At 66.6% G+C, this 21,321-nt stretch carries 12 protein-coding genes and 1 pseudogene; 8 read left to right on the top strand and 5 right to left on the bottom strand.

The window, feature by feature from the left end; genetic code table 11:
- Positions 1 to 4: 4 nt before the first annotated feature.
- The 3 genes from N5C25_RS11195 to N5C25_RS11185 all read right to left on the bottom strand — a co-directional run bounded on the left by N5C25_RS11195 (position 5) and on the right by N5C25_RS11185 (position 7,711).
- Positions 5 to 3,127 carry an efflux RND transporter permease subunit gene (locus tag N5C25_RS11195; protein WP_279936946.1) on the bottom strand — a complete coding sequence of 1,041 codons (3,123 nt, stop codon included), beginning with the start codon at positions 3,125 to 3,127 and terminating at the stop codon, positions 5 to 7.
- A gap of 31 nt (positions 3,128 to 3,158) precedes the next feature.
- Complete coding sequence (locus N5C25_RS11190) at positions 3,159 to 6,392, bottom strand: efflux RND transporter permease subunit (RefSeq protein ID WP_279936945.1); 3,234 nt, start codon at positions 6,390 to 6,392, stop codon at positions 3,159 to 3,161.
- Between the two features lie 74 nt (positions 6,393 to 6,466).
- Positions 6,467 to 7,711, bottom strand: coding sequence for an efflux RND transporter periplasmic adaptor subunit (locus N5C25_RS11185; RefSeq protein WP_019661485.1), 1,245 nt, complete (start codon positions 7,709 to 7,711; stop codon positions 6,467 to 6,469).
- A gap of 186 nt (positions 7,712 to 7,897) precedes the next feature.
- On the opposite strand from N5C25_RS11185, the gene N5C25_RS11180 reads away from it, so the two are divergent.
- The 8 genes and pseudogenes from N5C25_RS11180 (at position 7,898) to N5C25_RS11145 (ending at position 17,975) form a co-directional block, all read left to right on the top strand.
- Entirely contained in the window at positions 7,898 to 9,217 is a 1,320-nt protein-coding gene (locus tag N5C25_RS11180; protein WP_251101973.1) for a M20 family metallopeptidase, read from the top strand.
- 520 nt (positions 9,218 to 9,737) lie between these two features.
- Entirely contained in the window at positions 9,738 to 10,556 is an 819-nt protein-coding gene (gene queF, locus N5C25_RS11175) for an NADPH-dependent 7-cyano-7-deazaguanine reductase QueF (RefSeq protein ID WP_279936944.1), read from the top strand.
- A gap of 214 nt (positions 10,557 to 10,770) precedes the next feature.
- Positions 10,771 to 11,064 (top strand): LysM peptidoglycan-binding domain-containing protein, encoded by a 294-nt coding sequence (locus tag N5C25_RS11170; protein WP_005419771.1) that lies wholly within the window; start codon positions 10,771 to 10,773, stop codon positions 11,062 to 11,064.
- Positions 11,065 to 11,107: 43 nt separating this feature from the next.
- The gene (locus N5C25_RS11165) at positions 11,108 to 11,620 is read left to right on the top strand and encodes a hypothetical protein (RefSeq protein WP_019660848.1); all 513 of its coding nucleotides are present in this window, start codon (positions 11,108 to 11,110) and stop codon (positions 11,618 to 11,620) included.
- A gap of 912 nt (positions 11,621 to 12,532) precedes the next feature.
- Positions 12,533 to 14,755, top strand: a complete 2,223-nt coding sequence (locus N5C25_RS11160; RefSeq protein WP_279936943.1) for an NADP-dependent isocitrate dehydrogenase — start codon at positions 12,533 to 12,535, stop codon at positions 14,753 to 14,755.
- A 152-nt stretch (positions 14,756 to 14,907) separates the two neighbouring features.
- Positions 14,908 to 15,138 (top strand): annotated as a pseudogene (locus N5C25_RS11155) (hypothetical protein); the annotation flags it as partial.
- 154 nt (positions 15,139 to 15,292) lie between these two features.
- Complete coding sequence (aceK, locus tag N5C25_RS11150) at positions 15,293 to 17,023, top strand: bifunctional isocitrate dehydrogenase kinase/phosphatase (RefSeq protein WP_058978848.1); 1,731 nt, start codon at positions 15,293 to 15,295, stop codon at positions 17,021 to 17,023.
- A gap of 61 nt (positions 17,024 to 17,084) precedes the next feature.
- Positions 17,085 to 17,975 (top strand): energy transducer TonB, encoded by an 891-nt coding sequence (locus tag N5C25_RS11145; protein WP_058978846.1) that lies wholly within the window; start codon positions 17,085 to 17,087, stop codon positions 17,973 to 17,975.
- A 33-nt stretch (positions 17,976 to 18,008) separates the two neighbouring features.
- Here N5C25_RS11145 and N5C25_RS11140 read toward each other — a convergent pair whose 3' ends face one another.
- Complete coding sequence (locus tag N5C25_RS11140; protein ID WP_058978843.1) at positions 18,009 to 19,583, bottom strand: sensor domain-containing diguanylate cyclase; 1,575 nt, start codon at positions 19,581 to 19,583, stop codon at positions 18,009 to 18,011.
- Positions 19,584 to 19,790: 207 nt separating this feature from the next.
- On the bottom strand, positions 19,791 to 21,321 hold a 1,531-nt coding region (gene rho, locus N5C25_RS11135), incomplete at its 5' end, for a transcription termination factor Rho (RefSeq protein WP_279936942.1).

Here is a 21,321-nt window from a genome sequence, read left to right as displayed (position 1 = left end):
TCTACTACGCCCGCTGCGCGCGCTTGAGCAGCTTCGCTTCGCGCCTGCGCGCGCGACGTGCGCGCCAGCGTTCGGCCAGGCACGAGAAGATCACGTACAGCGCCGGCGTGCTGAGCAGGGTCAGGCTCTGCGAGAACAGCAGGCCGCCGATCATCGCGATGCCCAGCGGACGACGCAGCTCGGACCCTTCGCCCAGGCCGATCGCCAGCGGAACCGCCGCAAGGATCGCCACCATCGTGGTCATCATGATCGGGCGGAAGCGCACGATGCTGGCCTCGCGTGCCGCATCGCGCGGCGCCAGCCCATGCTCGCGCTGCGCCACCAGCGCGAAGTCGATCATCATGATCGCGTTCTTCTTGACGATGCCGATCAGCAGCACCAGCGCGATCATCGAGATCACCGACAGCTCGGTGTTGGTGCCGAACAACGCCAGCAGCGCACCCACGCCCGCCGCCGGCAGCGTGGACAGGATGGTGACCGGGTGGATCAGGCTCTCATAGAGCATGCCCAGTACCAGATATACGGTCAGGATCGCGGCGAACACCAGGATCAGCATGTCGCTGGGATCGGAGTTGAAGCCGAAGCCCGCGTCGTCGGCCAGGCGGATGTCACCGGGCATGCGCATGCCGGCTACGGTGGCGTCGATGATCGCCTTGGCTTCGCCCATGCTCACGTTCGGAGCAAGGTTGTAGCTGAGGTCCATCGTCGTGTACTGGTTTTCATGGGTGATCTGCGACGGTGCCAGGCCGGGCACCTGGGTGGCCACCGCGGTGATCGGTACCATGTCGCCGTTGCCCGCACGCACGTAAACCTCATCCAGCGCCGCCGGCGTGGCGGTCTGCGAGGGCAGGGCGTTGACCACCACGCTGTACTGGTTGATGTCGGAGTAGATGGTGGAGATCTGGCGTTGGCCGAAGGCGCCGTACAGCGCGCCGTCGATGGCGCCGACCGTGATGCCCAGGCGCGCAGCCTTGGCCCGGTCGATCTGGATGTTCTGGCGCAGGCCGGCGTTGTCCACATCGGTGCCGACGTCGCGCAGCTTCGGGTTCTTCTTCAGCTCCGCCTGCAGCTTGGGCAGCCACTCCTGCAGTGATGCCAGGTCGTTGCCCTGCAGCGAGATGCGGTACTGCGCGCCCTGGCTTGAGCCGCCGCCGTCATTGCTGGGCAGATCCTGGATAGCGCGCAGGCGCAGTTGCAGGTCGGGGTAGCGGTCGGCCTTGGCGCTCAGCCGCGCCAGGGCGTGCGCGGTGGTTTCGCGACGGCCTTCCCTGCGCGATTTCAGCTCGATGTTGAACTGCGCACTTGACCCCTGGCGGCCGCTGCCCAGGCGAACGCCCACGGTCTTCACTGCCGGGTCGGCCATCAGCATGTCGGTGATGCGACGCTGGCGGCTGACCATGTCCTCGAAGGAAACAGTGGCGCTGGAATTGGCCCGGCCCCAGATCAGGCCGGTGTCCTGCGGCGGGAACGCACCCTTCTTCACTGCACCGAACAGGAAGATGGTGGCGGCGATCAGCAGCAACGGCGTCAACGACAGCAGCAGCGCGTGGCGCAGCGAGAAGTCGAGGAACACGGTGTAGATGCGCAGCATCCGCTCGTGGCCGGCATCCAGCCAGCGGCCGAAACGCGACGGCGGCGCGCTGTGGTCGTGCGCACTGAGGAAGCGGCTGCACAGCGCCGGGGTCAGCGTCAGCGAGACGATCATCGAGACCACGATCGCCGCCACCAGGGTGACGGTGAATTCGCGGAAGAACGCACCCATCATGCCGCTGGCGAACAGGAGCGGGATGAACACCGCCACCAGCGAGGCGGTGATCGAGACGATGGTAAAGCCGATCTCGCGCGCGCCGGTGAGCGCCGCCTGCATCCGCGGCATGCCTTCGTCGAGGTGGCGCATGATGTTCTCGATCACCACGATCGCATCGTCGACCACGAAGCCGATCGCGATCACCAGCGCCAGCAGGCTCAGGTTGTTCAGGGTGAAGCCCATCACGTACATCACCAGCGCGGCACCGGCCAGCGACAGCGGCACGGTCACCGCGGCGATCAGCGTGGGTGCCAGCCGGCGCAGGAACAGCGCCATCGTCAGCACCACCATCGCCAGGCTGATCAGCAGGGTGATCTGCACTTCATGCAGCGACGAGCGGATGGTCGGCGTACGGTCGAAGTACGGCGTCATCGTGGTGCCGGGCTGCAGGTAATCGCGCAGGGTCGGGATCTGCGCCTTGACCCGGTCCACGGTCTCCACGATGTTGGCGCCGGCACGGGTGAACACGTACATCACCACCGCCGGTTTGTGGTCGAACCACGCGGCCTGGTAGGCATCCTGCTGGCCGTCGTAGACGTTGGCGATGTCCTTCAGGCGGATCACCCGGCCATCGCCCTGGGTCTTGACCACCAGGTCGGCGAAGTCGGCGGCACGCGCCACCGAGTCGTTGGCGATGATCGCGGTAGTGGTGTTGCCGTCGCTGAGGAAGCCGGTGGGCGAGGTCACGTTGGCCGCGCGCACGGCGTTGCGCAGGTCATCGGCGGTCAGGCCCAGCGCGTTCATCAGGCGCAGGTTGACGTCCACACGCACCGCCGGCGTCGAAGCGCCAGCGATGTCGACCGAAGCAACGCCGCTGATCTGGCGGATGCGCTGGGCCAGCAGCGAGTCGGCGACGTTGTACAGCTCGTCGGCCGACTGCGTCTGCGAGGTCAGCGCGATGGCGATGACCGGGTCGTCGTTCGGATTCGCCTTCTGGTACATCGGCGAGCCCATGCCCGAAGGCAGGTCGGCCTGCGCCGAGTTGATCGCGGTCTGCACGTCCAGCGCGGCCGAATCGATGTTGTGGCCGCTCTGGAAGATCATGAACACCAGCGAGCTGCCTTCCGAGCTCGACGAGCGCATGCGGTCGATGCCCGGCAGCTGGCCGAGGTGGCGCTCCAGCGGCGCGGTGACTGTCGAGGCCATGGTCGCCGCATCCGCGCCGGACTGGCTGGCGTGCACGAAGATCACCGGGATCTCGATGTTCGGCAGCGCCGACACGCCCAAGCGCAGGTAGCAGATCAGGCCGACCATGAACAGGCCGATGGCCAGCAGCGCGGTGCCGATCGGGCGGCGGATGAAAGGGCCGGACAGGTTCATCGTGCGGCCTCCCGCAGCAGCGGGGCGTGGATCATGCCTGCGGCTCCTGCAGCGAACCATTGCGCAGCGCGCGCTGTTCGCGGCGGCGCGCCAGCCACTCGGAGAAGCGCTCCATGTACAGGTAGATCACCGGCGTGGTGTACAGCGTGACCAGCTGCGACAGCAGCAGGCCGCCGACGATGGCGATACCCAGCGGGCGGCGCAGTTCCGAGCCGATGCCGGTGCCCAGCGCCAGCGGCAGCGCGCCGAGCATTGCCGCAGCGGTGGTCATCATGATCGGGCGGAAGCGCAGCAGGCAGGCGCGACGGATCGCTTCATGCGCGTTGGCACCGGCGCGGCGCGCCTCGATCGCGAAGTCGACCATCATGATGCCGTTCTTCTTGACGATGCCGATCAGCAGCACGATGCCGACGATGCCATCCACCGACAGGCTCAGCCCGCACAGCATCAGCGCCAGCAGCGCGCCGACACCGGCCGGCGGCAGGGTGGAGATGATCGTGATCGGGTGGATGTAGCTCTCGTAGAGCACGCCCAGCACGATGTAGATCACCACCAGCGAGGCCAGCAGCAGCCACACCACATCGGTCTGGCTGCCGGTGAACTCGGCTGCCTTGCCGATGAATTCGGCATGCAGGTGTGCCGGCATGTCCAGGCTGTCCTTGGTCTCCTGGATCGCTCGCACCGCTTCGGACAGCGAATAGCCCGGCGCCACGTTGAACGACACCGTCACCGCCGGCAGCTGCTGCTGGTGGCTGACCACCAGCGGTGCGCTGCTCACCTTGCCTTCGGCCAGCGCCGACAGCGGAATGATGTTGCCGGCGCCGACCGTGATGCCGGTGTTCTGCGCGCCGATGCCGGTGGCGGTGGACGAGTTGGAGGAGGTGACCTGGCCGAAGCTGGTGGCATTGGTGCCGGTCAATGCGCCGGCGCCGTTGGAGGCGACCGCCAGCTGTTCCATCAGCGCGGTGCTGGTGCGGAACTCCGGTGCCACTTCCAGCACCACGCGATACTGGTTGAGCTCGGTGAAGATGGTCGAGATCTGGCGCTGGCCGAACGCATCGTAGAGCGTGTCGTCGATGGTCTGCATCGGCACGCCCAGCACGCTGGCCTTGTCGCGGTCGATGTTCAGCTCCAGGGCGCGGCCCTGGTTGGACAGGTTGTTGTCCACGTCGGCCAGTTCCGGGCGCTTGCGCAGCGCTTCGGTCAGGCGCGTGGCCTGGGTCGCCACCGTCGCCGAATCCACGTCCGACAGCGAGTACTGGTACTCGGTGGCGGCCACACGGGTATCCAGGGTTACGTCCTGCACCGGCTTCAGGTACAGCGCCACCCCCGGAATGCCGGCCACTGCCTTCTGCAGGCGCGGCAGGATCTCCTCCAGGCCATCGCGCTCGCCGCGTTCCTTCAGCACGATCGACAGCTGGCCCTGGTTGAGCGTGGGGTTCATGCTGCCGGCGCCGATGAAGGCCGACACGCCGGTCACGTCCGGATCCTGGCGCAGCGCTTCGGCCACCTGCCTGGTGCGCTGCTCCATCTGCGGGAAGGCGATGTTCTGGTCGGCCTGCACCACGCCGGTGATCAGGCCGGTGTCCTGCTCGGGCAGCAGCCCCTTGGGAATCAGCACGTACAGCAGCACGGTCAGTACCAGCGCGCCACCGGCCACAGCCAGGGTCAGGCGCTGGTGGCCCAGCACCCAGTCCAGGCTGTGCTCGTACAGGCCGACGGTGCGCGTCCACAGGTTCTGCTTGCCGGCCGCTGCCGCGCGCTCATGCGCGTCCTCGCCCTCGGGCAGGGCATCGGGCTTGAGCAGGTAGGCACACATCATCGGGGTGAGCGTCAGCGAGATCAGCATCGACAGCACCACCGCGATGCTCAGCACCCAGGCGAACTCGTGGAACAGGCGGCCGGTGACGCCAGGCATCAGCAGCAGCGGCAGGAACACCGCCACCAGCGAGACCGTCAGCGACAGCACGGTGAAGCCGATCTGGCGTGCGCCGATCTCGGCCGCTTCCTTGCCACTCTTGCCCTGTTCGATATACCGCACGATGTTCTCGATCATCACGATCGCATCGTCGACCACGAAACCGGTGGCCACCACCAGCGCCATCAGCGAGAGGTTGTCCAGCGACATGCCGGCAAAGGCCATCACCGCGAAAGTGCCGGCCAGCGAGAGCGGTACCGCCACCGAGGGAATGATCGTGGCCCACAACCGGCGCAGGAACACGAAGATCACCGCCACCACCAGGCCGATGGTGAGGATCAGGGTGAACTGCACTTCGTGCACCGAGGCGCGGATGGTCTCGGTACGGTCGTTGAAGATCTCCAGGTGCACGTCGGCTGGCAGCACGCCCTGCAGCTGCGGCAGGATCGCGCGGATGCGCTCGACTGTCTGCACGATGTTGGCACCGGGCTGGCGCCGCACTTCCAGCAGCACCGCCGGCTTGCCATCGGCCCAGGCGGCGAGCTGGTCGTTCTCCACGCCATCGACCACCTCGGCCACGTCCGACAGCCGCACCGGGCGGCCGTTCTTGTAGCTGATGATGGTGTCGCGGTACTCGGCGGCGCTGGCCAGCTGGTCGTTGGTGCCGATGCTGTAGGACTGGGTCTTGCCGTTCAACGAGCCCTTGGGCGCATTGACGTTGGCCTGGGTGAGCGCGCTGCGCAGCTGTTCCAGGGTCAGGCCCATGTTCGACAGCTGCGCCGGATTGACCTGGATGCGCACGGCCGGGCGCACGTTGCCGGCAATCGAGACCAGGCCGACGCCCTGCACCTGCGACAAGCGCTGGGCCAGGATGGAGTCGGCGTAGTTGTTGACATCGCGCAGCGGACGCGTGTCAGACGTCAGTTTCAAGGTAACGATGGCCGCGTCAGCCGGGTTCACCCGGTTGTAGACCGGCTGGTAGGGCAGCGACGAGGGCAGGGTGGCCTGGCGTATCGCCGCCTGTACGTCCTGCGCGGCGATGTCGATGTTCCGGTCCATCGAGAACTGCAGGATGATCGTGGACAACCCGGCCGACGAGTCGGAGGTCATCAGCTCCAGCCCGGAGATCTGCCCGAACTGGCGCTCCAGCGGCGTGGTGACCAGCGAGGCCATGGTGGTGGCGTTGGCGCCGGGGTACTGGGTGGTGACCACCAGGCTGGGCGCATCGATTTCCGGCAGCGCCGACACCGGCAGCTTGCGGTAGCCGAGGATGCCCAGCAGCAACAGGCCCGCCATCAACAGCGAGGTGGCGATCGGGCGGCGGATGAAGATCGTCGAAAAGCCCACGGACTGATCCTTGCTGGCACTTCAATGTCGGCGCCGACGAGCATGCCGGCGCGAGGGAGAACAGTCGCCTGCGCTCAGCGCGGGCCACCACCGCGACGGCCACCGCCGCCACCGTTCTTCTGCTCGGCCGCCTTCAGCTCGGCCTCGGTCGGTGCGGCCGGGGTCTGGCCCGGCTTCAGTGCGGTGACCTTGCTGCCCGGCTTCAGGCGGAACTGGCCTTCACTGACCACCCGCTCGCCGCCCTTCAGGCCTTCGGCAATCTGCACCTGGCTGTCGCCCACTTCCACGCCGCTGCGCACGGTCTGCATCTTCACCGTGTTGTCGCCCTGCACGACATAGACGTATTCGCCATCCGGGCCACGCAGCACCGCCTGGGTCGGGATGACCACGCCACCGGCGATCGTGCGCAGCTGCATGCGCACGTTGACGAACTGGCCCGGCCACAGGCCATTGTCGGTGTTGTCGAAGACCGCACGTGCCTTGAACGTGCCGCTGTCCGCACTGATCAGGTTGTCGACCACGTCCAGCTTGCCGTCGCCGGACAGAACATGCGAGTCGGCGCGGTCCAGCGCGGCCACCGGCACCGTGCCGGCGGCCTGTGCCTGGCGCACATCACCCAGCTGGCGCTCGGGCAGGTTGAACAGCACGTGGATCGGATGGATCTGGGTCAGCGTGACCAGCGCGGTGCCGGCGTTGACCACGTTGCCCGCATCGACCGCGCGGATGCCGGCGATGCCGGAGATCGGCGCAGTGACCCGGGTGTACTGCAGCTGCACCTGCGCCGAGCGCATGCTGGCCTCGTTCGCAGCGACTGCGCTTTCGTACTGTGCCACTTGGTTTCGCTGTGTATCCAGATCGGTCTTGGCGACGTACTGGCGGTATTCCGGCGCGTTGGAGCGCTGGTAGTTGGAGCGCGCGGTGGCCAGCAGGGCTTCGTTCTGGCGCTTGGCTGCCGCGGCTTGGTCATAGCTGGCCTGGGCAGTGCGCGGATCGATCACCGCCAGCACATCACCCTGCTTCACTTCCTGGCCTTCGCGGAAATTCAGGCTCATCAGCTGGCCGCCGACCTGCGGGCTGACCGTAACGGTATTCATTGCGGTCACCGTGCCCAGCGCGCTGGCGTACACCGGTACGTCCTGGCGGGTGGCATCGACCACGGTCACCGGCACCGGGCCCGCATCCGGGTCTTCGCCGCCCTGGCGCGCGCCCGCAGCGGGTTTTCCAGCCTCGTCCTTGCCGCCGCCGATGACCCGCAGGCCGACCACGGCCAGCACCAGCACTGCCACGACCAGCAGCACGATCTTCCAAACACGTGACATTACGAGGACTCCAAAAGGGCTGGACCGGGCGCGACCCGGGGGCAATGCGCAAAGCATACCTGTGCCACATCACGTTTCCTGCATGACGGATGGGACGGGCGCTAAGACCGGATCCGGCCGCGGAGGTTCCCGTGGCGGCGGTGTTGCCCTACATTCAGCTGGACCCCTCTTGCTGTGGAGATTGCGATGCGCCGTTCGCTGCTGCTGTCCGCCCTGCTGCTGGCCCTGCCGGCCGTTGCCCACGCCCAGGACGGGCAACGCCCCGAAGTGACCGCCGCTGCCCAGCGCCTGCAGGCCAAGGTGGTTGAATGGCGCCGCGACTTCCATCAGCACCCGGAACTGTCCAACCGCGAGGTGCGCACCTCGGCCGAGGTCGCCAAGCGCCTGCGTGCGATGGGCTTGAAGCCGAAGACCGGCATCGCCCACCACGGCGTGGTGGCGATCATCGAAGGCGGCAAGCCGGGCCCGAAGATCGCATTGCGCGCGGACATGGACGCGCTGCCGGTGACCGAGCAGACCGGCCTGCCGTTCGCTTCCAAGGCCACTGACCAGTACCGCGGGCAGACCGTGGGCGTGATGCATGCCTGTGGCCACGACGCGCACACCGCGACGCTGCTCGGCGTGGCCGAAGCACTGGTGTCGATGAAGAAGGACCTGCCGGGCCAGGTGATGCTGATCTTCCAGCCGGCCGAGGAGGGCGCGCCGCCGCCGGAAGAGGGCGGTGCCGCACTCATGCTGAAGGAAGGGCTGTTCGCCGATTTCAAGCCGGAGGCGGTGTTTGGCCTGCATGTGTTCTCCAGCGTGCAGGCCGGCCAGATCGCGGTGCGCGGTGGCCCGTTGATGGCCGCCTCGGACCGTTTCGGCATCAAAGTGATCGGGCGCCAGACGCATGGCTCGGCACCGTGGAACGGTGTTGACCCGATCGTCGCCACCGCCGATCTGGTCGGCACCGCGCAGACCATCGTCAGCCGCCGTGCCAACCTGTCCAAGCAACCGGCGGTGCTGACCTTCGGCGCAATCAACGGCGGCATCCGCTACAACATCATTCCCGATGAAGTGGAGATGGTCGGCACCATCCGCACCTTCGACGAAGGGATGCGCCAGCAGATCTTCGCCGACCTGCGCAACGTGGCCGAGCACACGGCCGCCGCGCACGGTGCCAAGGCGGTGACCGACATCTACGAATCGGAGGGCAACCCGGCCACGGTGAACGACCCGGCGCTGACCGCGAAGATGCTGCCGAGCCTGCAGGCGGTGGTGGGCAAGGACAACGTCTACGAGCCACCGCTGCAGATGGGCGCGGAGGATTTCTCGCTGTACGCGAAGGAAGTGCCGGGGATGTTCTTCTTCGTTGGTTCCACCAGCGTGGGCATCGACCCGGCGACGGCGCCGGCGAACCACTCCCCGAAGTTCCTGCTGGATGAGAAGGCGCTGGATGTGGGTCTGCGTGCGCTGCTGCAGGTGAGCCTGGATTACCTGCACGGTACCGGCACTCCTGCGGGGTGAGGGGTGCCGGCAGGGCTTGCAGCCCTGCACCCGCCGAAGCAACGGCAACGTCAACGGCAAAAACGGTGCTGGATTTCTGCTGGTTGGGCGGGGCGGTGTGGGCCTGCAGGACACGCCGTAAACCCGTCCATGGGGGCTCGATGGCGCCATCCATGGCGCCAACGGTCCTGCAGACCCACACCGCCCCACCCCCGACAGGTTCACGCGGCTGTTGGTAGGTGTCGACCTTGGTCGACACGGCGGACGTCATGAACGTCTGAAGGATCGGATTCTGATTTTGATTTTCCTGATCTTTCCCGTGGTGGCGCGGGAAATTATCCGTGGTCGGGAGGGTGGGTTGGCTGGGGGCGTGAGCCGCATGGATGCGGCGACCGAGCCTACATGGACGTATTCACGGCGTCCCCCAGCCAACCCACCCTCCCGGCCAACCCAGGCATTCGGCAGCCACCCCACCACGGAGGGGCTCCGCCGTTGGCCGGCCCGGCCGAAGGCCTGCCGTCCGCGCGATACAATGACCTCCATGAACACCCCACAGGATTCCAGCCTCGGTCGCGAGGTCAGTTACCCGTCGCAGTACGATCCCGGCCTGCTGTTTCCCATCCCCCGCAGCGGCGCCCGCGCCGAGATCGGCCTCGATGACGCTGCGCTGCCGTTCGTCGGCCACGACCGCTGGCATGCGTTCGAACTGAGCTGGCTCGACCCGCGCGGCAAGCCGCAGGTGGCCGTGGCCACCGTCCAGGTGCCCTGCACCTCGCCGCGGTTGATCGAATCGAAGTCGTTCAAGCTGTACCTGAACTCCCTCAACAGCACCCGCATCGACAGCGCCGAGGCGCTGCGCGCGCGCATCGTGGCGGATCTGTCGGCCTGCGCCGGTGCGCCGGTCCAGGTGGAGTTCGGCCTGCCGGAGCTGCAAGAGACGCCGCTTGGCGAATCCATCGACGGGCTGGACGTAGAGATCGACTGCTACGGCCCGCCGCAGGCGGACTTCCTCGCCGCCGATGCGGGCGAGGTGGTGGAGGAGACTCTGGTCTCGGCGCTGCTGAAGTCCAACTGCCCGGTCACCGGCCAGCCGGACTGGGCCACGGTCAGCCTGCGTTACCGCGGGCCGAAGATCGACCGCACGGGCCTGCTGCGCTATCTGGTCAGCTACCGCGAGCATGCCGAGTTCCACGAGCAGTGCGTCGAGCGGATCTTCAGCGAGGTGTCCGCGCGCTGCCAGCCGCACTGGCTGGAGGTTGAGGCCCGCTACACCCGCCGTGGTGGCCTGGACATCAACCCCTGGCGTGCCAGCCCGGGCATCGTCGCCCCGGCCGCGACCTACCGCGAGCTGCGGCAGTAATCGCCGCAGGCGGTTACCGGTAGTGCCGGCCGCTGGCCGGCAATCGGCCAAGGCCGGATCCCGTGGCACAGCCGGCCAGCGGCCGGCACTACCGGGTGTCCATTCCCCCGATTGTTCAGCCGCCCCCGGGGGCGGCTTCACATCTGCACCATCCCCATTTAACAACCGCCATGGCACCGTGCCAATCACGTAGTCATGCAGACGGGAGTTGTGGATGAGTACCGAGAAGAAAGCCGATTTCTCCGGCGTCAGTGGCAGTGTCGACAGTACCGCCGAGCAGGTGCCGAAGGCGGACTTCTCCGGCGTCAGCGCTTCGGTGGACAGCACCGCAGACGTTGTCAGCGGCGGCACCTATACCGTGCAGAAGGGTGACTCGCTGTCGAAGATCGCCAAGCAGCATCTGGGCGACGCCAATGCCTGGAAGAAGATCTTCGAAGCCAACCGCGATGTGCTTGATGACCCGGACAAGATCTTCCCGGGCCAGACCCTGAAACTGCCGCCGAAGTAAGCCGGCCAGAACGCCGTCCGACAATCCCTGGGAGGAACCCCGAATGATCAAGACCACCCCGCTCCAGACCGCCCTGATCGCCGCCCTGCTGGGCAGCGTCGCCCTGGTCGGTTGCAAGAAGAAAGAAGAGTCGACCGACAACAATGCCGCTCCGGCAGCGACCGCTCCGGCCGAACCGGCAGCACCGGCCCCGATGACCGGCGCGCCGCCGCCGATGGCCGAAGCCGCTGCCGTCAGTGTCTCGTCGGTCACGGTCGGAAAGACCGCCGCCGCCGACAAGTCGGTTGCGACGACGGCTCTGTTCGCACCGAAGGACGACATCATCGTCTCGGTCAAGACCGACGGTGCGGCAAACAATGTCAACGTTGGCGCGAAGCTGACCTATCAGGACGGCCAGGTGGCCGGCGAACAGACCGCCACCCTGAACACCAGTGGTGCGGAAACCACCAACGTCACGTTCAAGAATGCAAAGGGCTGGCCGGCCGGCAAGTACCGCGCCGAGGTCACCGTCGATGGCAAGGCGGCCGGAACGCCGCAGGAGTTCGAGGTCAAGTAAGTCCTGCCGACTCTCTCCCGGCAGGGCTCACGATGGACGCAGCCGCGAGGCTGCGTCCTTTTTTGTTGGGCGATGTCCGCTTTGGGGCCTAGCGGGATACGCTGAACGGACCACGGACAGATCGGGGGACAGGATGCTCAGCTGGATTGCGCTCACACTCGCAATGGGACCTGCGAATCTCTGGAGCTACAGTTGCGACCACTTCCTATACGGCGCCTGTGTGCGGGTGCCGACAGGAATGTCTGTGACCTACGAGGCACCTGTTGACTCTGGTCTGCACCTTATCAGGCACGATAGTAAGGAAGTCGCCCTGATCTACGAGGGCGACGCCCCCGAAAAGCCTGCAGGAAGCACGCCGGATCTGCGTTTCACGGACGGCGGATATGCCGTGTCGGGATACGTAAGGTCGGAAGGACCTTCCACCCGGTACGACGTCTACGTTCGGCCCGGATCGTCTGGCGCCGGCTCGCTGCACATCCGAGGTTCTGCAGCGACGGCGGATGAACTCGCCAGCCTGGCCGCCGTCGTCGGGGGATTCCGTGTCTGCAACTTCCAGCAAAGCAAGCGCGCACAGACGTTGACCTGTCCAAGGCGTGCCGAGTGGGGGCAGCGATTGTCGGAGTGGGTCATGCGTGCCTCAACGAGCGAGAAGTCGAACTAGCCATCAAGCCCCAGCTTCCTGACCGGAAGCGAGCCAACGACGAAACACAGCGGTCCAGTACCGCCGCGTATGGCGCGGCTTTGCCCCGCGCGGCTGAAAACGCGACAATGCAGGGGTTTCCCCTGCCGCGCGCCCACCCTGACGGCGACGGGGGAAAGCGTGGGGCCCGGCCCCGCGCGCGACACGGTTGCACGTGGCCCGGCGCTGGCGCCGGCCTTCCCCTGAGCACTGCTACAGAGTCCAAGTCCCCCATGTCCAAGATTCTCTACACGCTGACCGACGAAGCCCCGTTCCTGGCCACCCAGTCGCTGCTGCCGATCGTTGACGCCTACACCGGTACGGCCGGCATCGTGGTGGAAACCCGTGACATCTCGCTGTCCGGCCGCATCCTGTCGCAGTTCCCGGAACTGCTCAGTGACGCGCAGAAGGTCAGCGACGACCTGGCCGAGCTGGGCCAGCTGGCGACCACCCCGGACGCCAACATCATCAAGCTGCCGAACATCTCCGCCTCGGTGCCGCAGTTGAAGGCGGCCATCAAGGAACTGCAGGACCAGGGCTATCCGCTGCCGGATTACCCGGAAACCCCGGCCGACGACCAGCAGCGCGACTACAAGGCGCGCTACGACAAGGTCAAGGGCAGTGCGGTGAACCCGGTGCTGCGCGAAGGCAACTCCGACCGCCGCGCACCGCTGTCGGTGAAGAACTACGCGCGCAAGCATCCGCACCGCATGGGCGCCTGGGCGTCGGATTCGAAGTCGCACGTCGCGCACATGGCCGCCGGTGATTTCTACGGCAGCGAGAAGTCGGCCACCCTGGCCAGCGCCGGTTCGCTGAAGATCACCTTCCACGGCAATGACGGCAGCACCGCTGTGCTGAAGGAAAAGACCGCGGTCAAGGCCGGCGAGATCGTCGATGCCGCCGTGATGAGCCGCAAGGCACTGGCCGCGTTCATCGGCGAGCAGATTGCCGATGCCAAGGCCCAGGGCGTGCTGTTCTCGCTGCACTTGAAGGCGACCATGATGAAGGTCTCCGACCCGATCATGTTCGGCGTGGTCGTCGAGGAGTTCTACAAGGATGTGCTGGCCAAGCACGCCGACGCCATCAAGCAGGCCGGCTTCGATGCCAACAACGGCATCGGTGACCTGGTCGCACGCCTGCCTTCGCTGCCGGAGGCTACCCGCGCCGCCATCGAAGCCGATCTGAAGGCCGAGTACGCGCAGCGCCCGGCGCTGGCCATGGTCAACTCGGACAAGGGCATCACCAACCTGCACGTGCCGAGCGACGTCATCGTCGACGCCTCGATGCCGGCGATGATCCGCGACTCCGGCAAGATGTGGAATGCCGAAGGCAAGCTGCAGGACACCAAGGCCGTCATTCCGGACCGCTGCTACGCCGGCGTGTACCAGGCCGTCATCGACGACTGCAAGGCGCACGGTGCCTTCGATCCGGCCACCATGGGTTCGGTGCCGAACGTCGGCCTGATGGCGCAGAAGGCCGAGGAGTACGGCTCGCACGACAAGACCTTCCAGATCGCCGCCGATGGCGTGGTCAAGGTCACCGACGATGCTGGCACCGTGGTGTTCGAGCATGCCGTCGAAGCCGGTGACATCTGGCGCATGTGCCAGACCAAGGACGCGCCGATCCAGGACTGGGTGAAGCTGGCCGTCGAGCGCGCCCGCCTGAGCAGCACCCCGGCCGTGTTCTGGCTGGATGCCGCCCGTGCCCACGACGCGCAGGTCATCGCCAAGGTCGAGCAGTACCTGAAGGACCACGACACTGCCGGTCTGGACATCCGCATCCTGCCGCCGGTGGAAGCCACCGCGTTCTCGCTGGACCGCATCCGCAAGGGCGAGGACACCATCTCGGTGACCGGCAACGTGCTGCGTGACTACCTGACCGACCTGTTCCCGATCATGGAGCTGGGCACCAGCGCCAAGATGCTGTCGATCGTGCCGCTGATGGCCGGTGGCGGCCTGTTCGAGACCGGTGCCGGTGGTTCGGCTCCGAAGCACGTGCAGCAGTTCGTCGAGGAAGACTACCTGCGCTGGGATTCGCTGGGTGAATTCCTGGCCCTGGCCGCGTCGCTGGAACACCTGGGCAACCGCTACGACAACGCCGCTGCCCGTGTGCTGGCCAAGGCGCTGGACGAAGCCAACGGCCAGTTCCTGGACAACGACAAGTCACCGTCGCGCAAGCTCGGCGGCATCGACAACCGCGGCAGCCACTTCTACATCGCGCTGTACTGGGCCCAGGCCCTGGCCGCGCAGGACGAAGACGCCGCCCTGAAGGCGCGCTTCGCCCCGCTGGCCAAGGCGCTGACCGACAACGAGCAGAAGATCGTCGAAGAGCTGATCGCGGTGCAGGGCAAGGCCGTGGACATCGGCGGCTACTACCGTCCGGACGTGGCCAAGGCCAGCAAGGCGATGCGCCCGAGCGCGACCTTCAATGCCGCGCTGGAGCAGCTGCGCGGCTGATCCATCGCCGTTCGGTGGTGACACTGGAACCCGCGCTTCGGCGCGGGTTTCTTTTTTGGGCTTTTGGGGGTCAGATCCCTTTGCCCTGCAAAGGGATCTGATCCCGCGCGATAAAACCGTGACATCCGTCGGTCGTCGCGTTGAACGCACTGATGGGTATCGACGGCGCGCAGGCCGTGGTGCTGGTCGACTACGAAAGCGGCATGCTGCTGGGCGAGGCCGGTGCCGGCATGGACATGGAAGTGGCGGCCGCTGGCAACACCGAAGTGATCCGCGCCAAAATGAAGACCGCCGCGTCGCTGAACCTCAACGACGGCATCGAGGACATCCTGATCTCGCTGGGCAAGGCGTACCACATCATGCGCCCGGTGGCGAAGAAGCGCGATCTGAGACGGTAGTGCCGGCCGCTGGCCGGCATCCGCATGGATCCACCGTCGGTCCAGGTGCTGCCAGCCAGCGGCCGGCACTACCTTCGCGCTCGACGGCATCGCACACGCCAGCGTATGGTGAAGCCGGTCCTCCCCGGGTTAGCTACGCATGTCCAAGCCTGACATCGCTGCCGAGCTGGCACCGCGTATCGCAGGTGCCATCCGCGACGGTTTCGAGCAGTACCATGCCCGTTTCGCGGCGATCACCGCGCGGGCACGGCAGCGCTTCGAGCAGCGCGACTGGGCCGGTGCGCGGCAGGATGCGGTCGAGCGCATCGCCTTGTACGACCTGTGCATCGCCGAGCAGATGGATGCGTTGCGTCGGCTCGCCGGTGACGCGATCGGCGAGCGTGCGCTGTGGCTGCAGGTACACGCGCGGTACAGCGCGCTGCTGCAGGGCCTGATTGACGCCGAGCTGTACAAGACGTTCTACAACACATTGGCGCGGCGCCTGTTCGCTACCCGCGGCGTGGACCCGGCGCTGGAATTCATCGCTTTCGACGTCGAGCCGTCCGATGCGATCACCCATCCCGTCGCGCGGCATACCTACGCGGTCTCGCCGACGCGGCCGGTGGAGGCCCTGCAACGCGTGCTGGCCGACTACCGCTTCGACATTCCCTACGCGCACCAGTTGCGTTGCGCGGCGGCCATCGCCGTGCGCCTGCAGGACGACCTCGCCCATTGGGGGGACACGCCGGTGCGCAGCATTGAACTGCTCGACACGGTGTTCTACCGCGAGCGCCGCGCCTACCTGGTTGGCCGCGTGTTCGGCGAGCACCGCTTCTCACCCTGCGTGATCGCGCTGGTCAACGATGAGCGCGGGCTGCGAGCCGATGCGGTGCTCACCCGGCGTCGTGATGTCGCCCATCTGTTTGGCGTGTCGCGCAGCTACTTCCAGGCCGACCTGGGCACGGTGGGCGATGCCGTGGTGTTCCTGCGCAGCCTGCTGCCGGGCAAGCCCATCGATGAGATCTACACGGTGCTGGGACGCGCCAAGCAGGGCAAGACCGAGCGCTACCGCACCTTCTTCCGCCACTTCAGCGAGCACCCGCAGGAGCGGCTGGTCCCCGCCGAAGGCACGCCGGGCATGGTCATGGCGGTGTTTACCCTGCCCAGTTACCCGCTGGTGTTCAAGCTGATCCGCGACCGCTTCGCCTGGCCCAAGGCGATGTCGCGACAGCAGGTGGAAGAGAAGTACGCGCTGGTGTTCAACCTCGATCGTGTCGGCCGCCTGCTCGATGCACAGCCGTATCGTCATCTGCGCTTCCCGCGCGAGCGCTTCGCGCCGGCCCTGCTGGATGAACTGCTGCAGCAGTGCGCGCAGAGCGTACGCATCGATGGCGATGAGGTCGAAGTCGCACTGTGCTATGTGCAGCGTCGTTTTCGTCCCTTGAATCTGTACCTGCGCGAGCAGGGCGCGGAGGCGGTGCGGGCGGCGGTGCTCGACTATGCGCAGGCGATCACCGACATGGCGCGCAACAACATCTTCCCCGGTGACATGCTGCCGAAGAATTTCGGCGTATCACGGCATGGGCGGGCCGTATTCTACGACTACGACGAGCTGTGCCTGGTCAGCGACTGCGTGTTCCGCGCCTGGCCGCAGCCGCGTACGCCGGAGGAAGCGATGTCCGACGAGCCGTGGTTCCATGTTGGTCCGCGCGATGTGTTTCCCGAGCGCTTCGGTCCGTTCATGGGCCTGCCCGCTGCAGAGCTGGCAGCGGTGCGCGAGCACTACCGGCATCTGTTCGACCCGGGCTGGTGGCAGGGCCTGCAGGAACGCTTCGGCCGAGGTGACTATCCGGACACGCCGCCCTATTCGGGCGCGCACCGGCTGGCCTGAGCCGGCTGTCCTGGGCGCTTGGGCTGAGGTACGCTCGACGATCATCACCAAGGATCCGGCAATGATGCGTTCTCCACTGTTTCTCGCCCTCGTGCTGGCCGTCGGTGCCGGCGCCCCCCTGCTTGCAGGTGACGCCACTGCGCAGACCGCACGCGCTGTACGTGCGACTGCGGAAATGAGCATGGTGCTGTCCGGTCACATCGAGGTCACGCCGGAGGGCGCGGTCAGTTCGCTGGTGCTGGACCAGAAAGCCATGGTCGCCCCGGGCATCGCCTCCTTCGTCGAAGGCACCATCGGTGGCTGGCGCTTCGAGCCCACGCTGCGCGATGGCCAGGCGGTGGCCACGAGGGCCCCTTTGCGCGTTCGCCTGCGTGGCAAGTCCACAGGCAAGGGCGACTACGAAGTCAGCATGACCAGCGTGGATTTCAGCGAGTACGATCCGAAGGCCACCGATTCGGTGACAGCGGATCGCCTGGCGCCGCCGCGGTATCCGGACGAGGCAATGAGGATCGGTGGTCAGGGCGATGTGATCCTGATGATCAAGGTCGCCCGTGATGGCACGGTGGCCGACGTCATTGCCGAGCAGGTCAACATGACCGTGGCAGGGCCCGAGCGGACCATGGCCAAGCTGCGCGATGTGCTGGCCAAGGCCAGCATCAACACCGCCCGCAAGTGGACCTTCATTCCTCCAAGCAGCGGTGAGGACGTCGCACGGGAATTCTGGTCGGTACGCGTGCCGGTCAACTATGCGTTCTCGGATGATCGCAATGCCGCTGCCGAGCGCTATGGCCGCTGGCGCGCTTTCATTCCGGGGCCGCGGCAGAGCGTGCCGTGGCACGAGGCCGACCCGGTCGAGCAGGCCGGCAGCGATCTGCTGCCGGAAGGCGGCGTCTACATGGTGGACGGCGCCAAGCGCGGCCTGCGCCTGCTGACCCCGCTGCAACAGAGCTGAGGTCCTTGCGGAGCTGGCCGGTCCGGCTCCGCGTCAGTCGGCGTAAGGGTAAATCACCACCCGGTTGCGGCCTTGTTCCTTGGCCATGTACAGCGCCTTGTCGGCCAGCCGCAATGCCTGCTCGGCGTCGACATGGAAGCTGGGGAAGTGAGCCACGCCCAGCGACACTGTGATGGTGCCGACCGGTTCGAATGGATGATCGGCGACGTGCTGGCGCAGGCGTTCACCGGCCTGGCGGGCCGAGTCGGTACTGATGCCCGGCAGCAGCAGCAGGAATTCCTCGCCGCCGGCGCGGCAGAGGATGTCGCTGTCGCGCGAATAGCGGCGCATCTGGTCGGCGATGTGGACGATGGCGGCGTCGCCGACGTCGTGGCCATGGCTGTCGTTGATCGACTTGAAGCGGTCGATGTCCAGCGCCAGGATCGCGAACGGGATGCCCTGCACCTGCAGCGCGTCCAGCGCCTGCTGCAGGCCGCGGCGGTTGAGCAGGCCGGTCAGCGGGTCGGTACGGCTGGCACGGTTGAGCGTACCGATACGGTCCTGCAGGGCATTGAAGCTGTGCAGCACTGCCTGCTTGAGTTGGGCGACCTCGAAGTACCACGCGCGGATGCCGCTGACGTGGCTGATCGCATTGCCGGTGTCTTCGCCGCCCTGCACGTTGCGTGCGAGCTGCCACAGTGGCAGCGAGATGCGGCGGGCGAACCACCAGGTGACCAGCAGTGACAGCAGGCCGAGCGGGATCGCGTTCCAGATCACCGCGGTCATCAACCGCGACAATGGCTGCAGCGTGGCCTCGGTCGGCCGCTGGGCGACGATGCCCCAGCCGGTGGCCGGTACCGGCGCATAGCCGGCCAGCATCGACACGCCCAGGTTGTTGCGGACCTGCTGCGCACCGCGTTCACCGCGCACGACTGCCTTCACCGCCGGGTTGCCGACCACGTAGTCGCCCACCCGCTTGCCATCGGCGTGGTACAGCAGGCGGCCATGGCGGTCCACCACGTACAGATACGAGCCGTCGCGGTAGTAGTGCTTGCCCAGCAGCGTGTGCAGCGCACTGCGCTGGCGCAGGTAGAGGGTGCCGCTGACGTAGCCGCGATAGCGGCCCTGGCGGTCGAAGATCGGGTGCGACAGCGAGACCAGCAGCTTGCCGGTGGCCGACTGGTACGGGTCACTGATCATCGGCTGGCGCGCGGCCAGTGCCGCGTTGTTGCCGACGCTGTGCAGGATCTCGCCCTGCAACTGCAGGGTCTGTGGCGAGGTGGCGATCACCAGGCCATCGGCATCGACCACCAGCGAGGAATTGAAGCTGTTGGTCTGCAACTGCAGGCGGCTGGCTTCGTCCTGCGCCTGTGCCGGATCGAGATTGCTCTGGCCCAGCCGGGTGGCCGCATACGCCAACTCCTGCTGCGCGGCCAGCAGGAAGTTCTGGGTGGTCTCGGCCAGCTTGGTGGCATAGACGCGGTTGGCTTCCAGGGTATTGCCGACCAGCTGGTCGCGCTGCACCCGGTAGCTGGCCAGCAGGGTATTGGCCAGGGCGATGATGGCGCTGAGCAGGGCCAGGGCGAGGATCAGCTTGCCCAGGTTGAGGCGGGGAGACAGCGTTCGCATGCGTCGACGGATCCGGCAGGAGGCTGGACCCGACCGGTTCTCCGGAAGGGGCGACAGCGGGAATCGGTGGCCACGCCCTTGGGGCCGGGCAGGGTATAGGGCGAATTATCGCCAAAAGTCGGCGGCGGCAAAGTGAAACAGGTCGCCCTGCAGGCAAAAAAAAACCTGCCGCAGCGAGCGGCAGGCTTCTTCCGATGCAACGCCGGATCAGCGCTTCATCGAACCGAAGAACTCGTCGTTGGACTTGGTGTTCTTCATCTTGTCGAGCAGGAATTCCATCGCGGCCATTTCGTCCATCGGATGCAGCAGCTTGCGCAGGATCCAGATCTTCTGCAGCAGTTCCGGCTCGATCAGCAGGTCTTCGCGGCGGGTGCCGGAACGGTTGATGTCGATGGCCGGGAACACGCGCTTTTCAGCAATACGACGGCTCAGGTGCACTTCGCTGTTGCCGGTGCCCTTGAACTCTTCGTAGATCACCTCGTCCATCTTCGAACCGGTGTCCACCAGCGCGGTGGCGATGATGGTCAGGCTGCCGCCTTCTTCCACGTTGCGCGCGGCACCGAAGAAGCGCTTCGGGCGGTGCAGGGCGTTGGCGTCCACACCACCGGTCAGCACCTTGCCCGAGCTCGGCACCACGTTGTTGTAGGCGCGGGCAAGGCGGGTGATCGAGTCGAGCAGGATCACCACGTCCTTCTTGTGCTCGACCAGGCGCTTGGCGCGCTCGATGACCATTTCGGCCACCTGCACGTGGCGCGCGGCCGGCTCGTCGAAGGTCGAGCTGATGACCTCGCCGCGCACGGTGCGCTGCATTTCGGTCACTTCTTCCGGGCGCTCGTCGATCAGCAGCACGATCAGGTGCACGTCCGGGTGGTTGGTGGTGATGGCGGTGGCGACCTGCTGCATCATCATCGTCTTGCCGGCCTTCGGCTGCGACACGATGAGCGAGCGCTGGCCCTTGCCCTGCGGCGCCATCAGGTCGAGGATGCGGCCGGTGATGTCTTCCGACGAACCGTTGCCACGCTCCAGGGTGAAGCGGCGGCGCGGGAACAGCGCGGTCAGGTTCTCGAACAGCACCTTGTTCTTCGACGCTTCGATCGGCTCGCCGTTGATGGTGTCGACGATGTTCAGCGCGAAGTAGCGCTCGCCGTCCTTCGGGAAGCGGATGCGGCCGGAGATGTGGTCGCCGGTGCGCAGGTTGAAGCGGCGGATCTGGCTGGGCGAGATGTAGGTGTCGTCCGGGCCGGCCAGGTAGCTGGCTTCGGCCGCGCGCAGGAAGCCAAAGCCATCCGGCAGGATTTCCAGCACACCGTCGGCGGCAACGCCATCGCCGTGGCGGGTCAGCACCTTCAGCAGGGCGAAGATCACATCCTGCTTGCGGGCGCGGGCCACGCCTTCGGAGATCTGCAGCTGCTCGGCGATTTCCAGCAGCTTCTGTGCCGGCATGCGCTTGAGGTCGCTCAGCGAATAGACCGGGAAGCCCTCGGGCACGTTGGCGTGCGGGCGCGGCACGAACGGCTGCTGCTCGCCACCGTCGTTGGGCATGCCCTCGTCGCGGAAGCGGTTGTTGCGGTCACGGTCACGGTCGCGGCGGTTGCGGAAGCGGTCGCGGCGGTTGCCCTGCCCCTGGCCCTGCTGGCCATTCTGGTTGTATGGGTTCTGGCCCTGGTTCTGGCCGCCCCCCTGATGGTTGTGCTGCTGGCGCGGCTGGCCGGATTCGCGGCCTTCGCTGCCTTCGCCA

Origin of the sequence: Stenotrophomonas sp. GD03958, from assembly GCF_029839005.1 — a bacterium.
Lineage (GTDB): Bacteria > Pseudomonadota > Gammaproteobacteria > Xanthomonadales > Xanthomonadaceae > Stenotrophomonas > Stenotrophomonas hibiscicola.
This window is presented reverse-complemented; position numbering and strand designations above follow the sequence as displayed.

Coding starts and splice junctions, on each gene's coding strand:
- N5C25_RS11195 (WP_279936946.1), bottom strand. CDS start 3,127: ATGAACCTGTCCGGCCCTTTCATCCGCCGCCCGATCGGCACCGCGCTG.
- N5C25_RS11185 (WP_019661485.1), bottom strand. CDS start 7,711: ATGTCACGTGTTTGGAAGATCGTGCTGCTGGTCGTGGCAGTGCTGGTG.
- N5C25_RS11180 (WP_251101973.1), top strand. CDS start 7,898: ATGCGCCGTTCGCTGCTGCTGTCCGCCCTGCTGCTGGCCCTGCCGGCC.
- queF (WP_279936944.1), top strand. CDS start 9,738: ATGAACACCCCACAGGATTCCAGCCTCGGTCGCGAGGTCAGTTACCCG.
- N5C25_RS11170 (WP_005419771.1), top strand. CDS start 10,771: ATGAGTACCGAGAAGAAAGCCGATTTCTCCGGCGTCAGTGGCAGTGTC.
- N5C25_RS11165 (WP_019660848.1), top strand. CDS start 11,108: ATGATCAAGACCACCCCGCTCCAGACCGCCCTGATCGCCGCCCTGCTG.
- N5C25_RS11160 (WP_279936943.1), top strand. CDS start 12,533: ATGTCCAAGATTCTCTACACGCTGACCGACGAAGCCCCGTTCCTGGCC.
- aceK (WP_058978848.1), top strand. CDS start 15,293: ATGTCCAAGCCTGACATCGCTGCCGAGCTGGCACCGCGTATCGCAGGT.
- N5C25_RS11145 (WP_058978846.1), top strand. CDS start 17,085: ATGATGCGTTCTCCACTGTTTCTCGCCCTCGTGCTGGCCGTCGGTGCC.
- N5C25_RS11140 (WP_058978843.1), bottom strand. CDS start 19,583: ATGCGAACGCTGTCTCCCCGCCTCAACCTGGGCAAGCTGATCCTCGCC.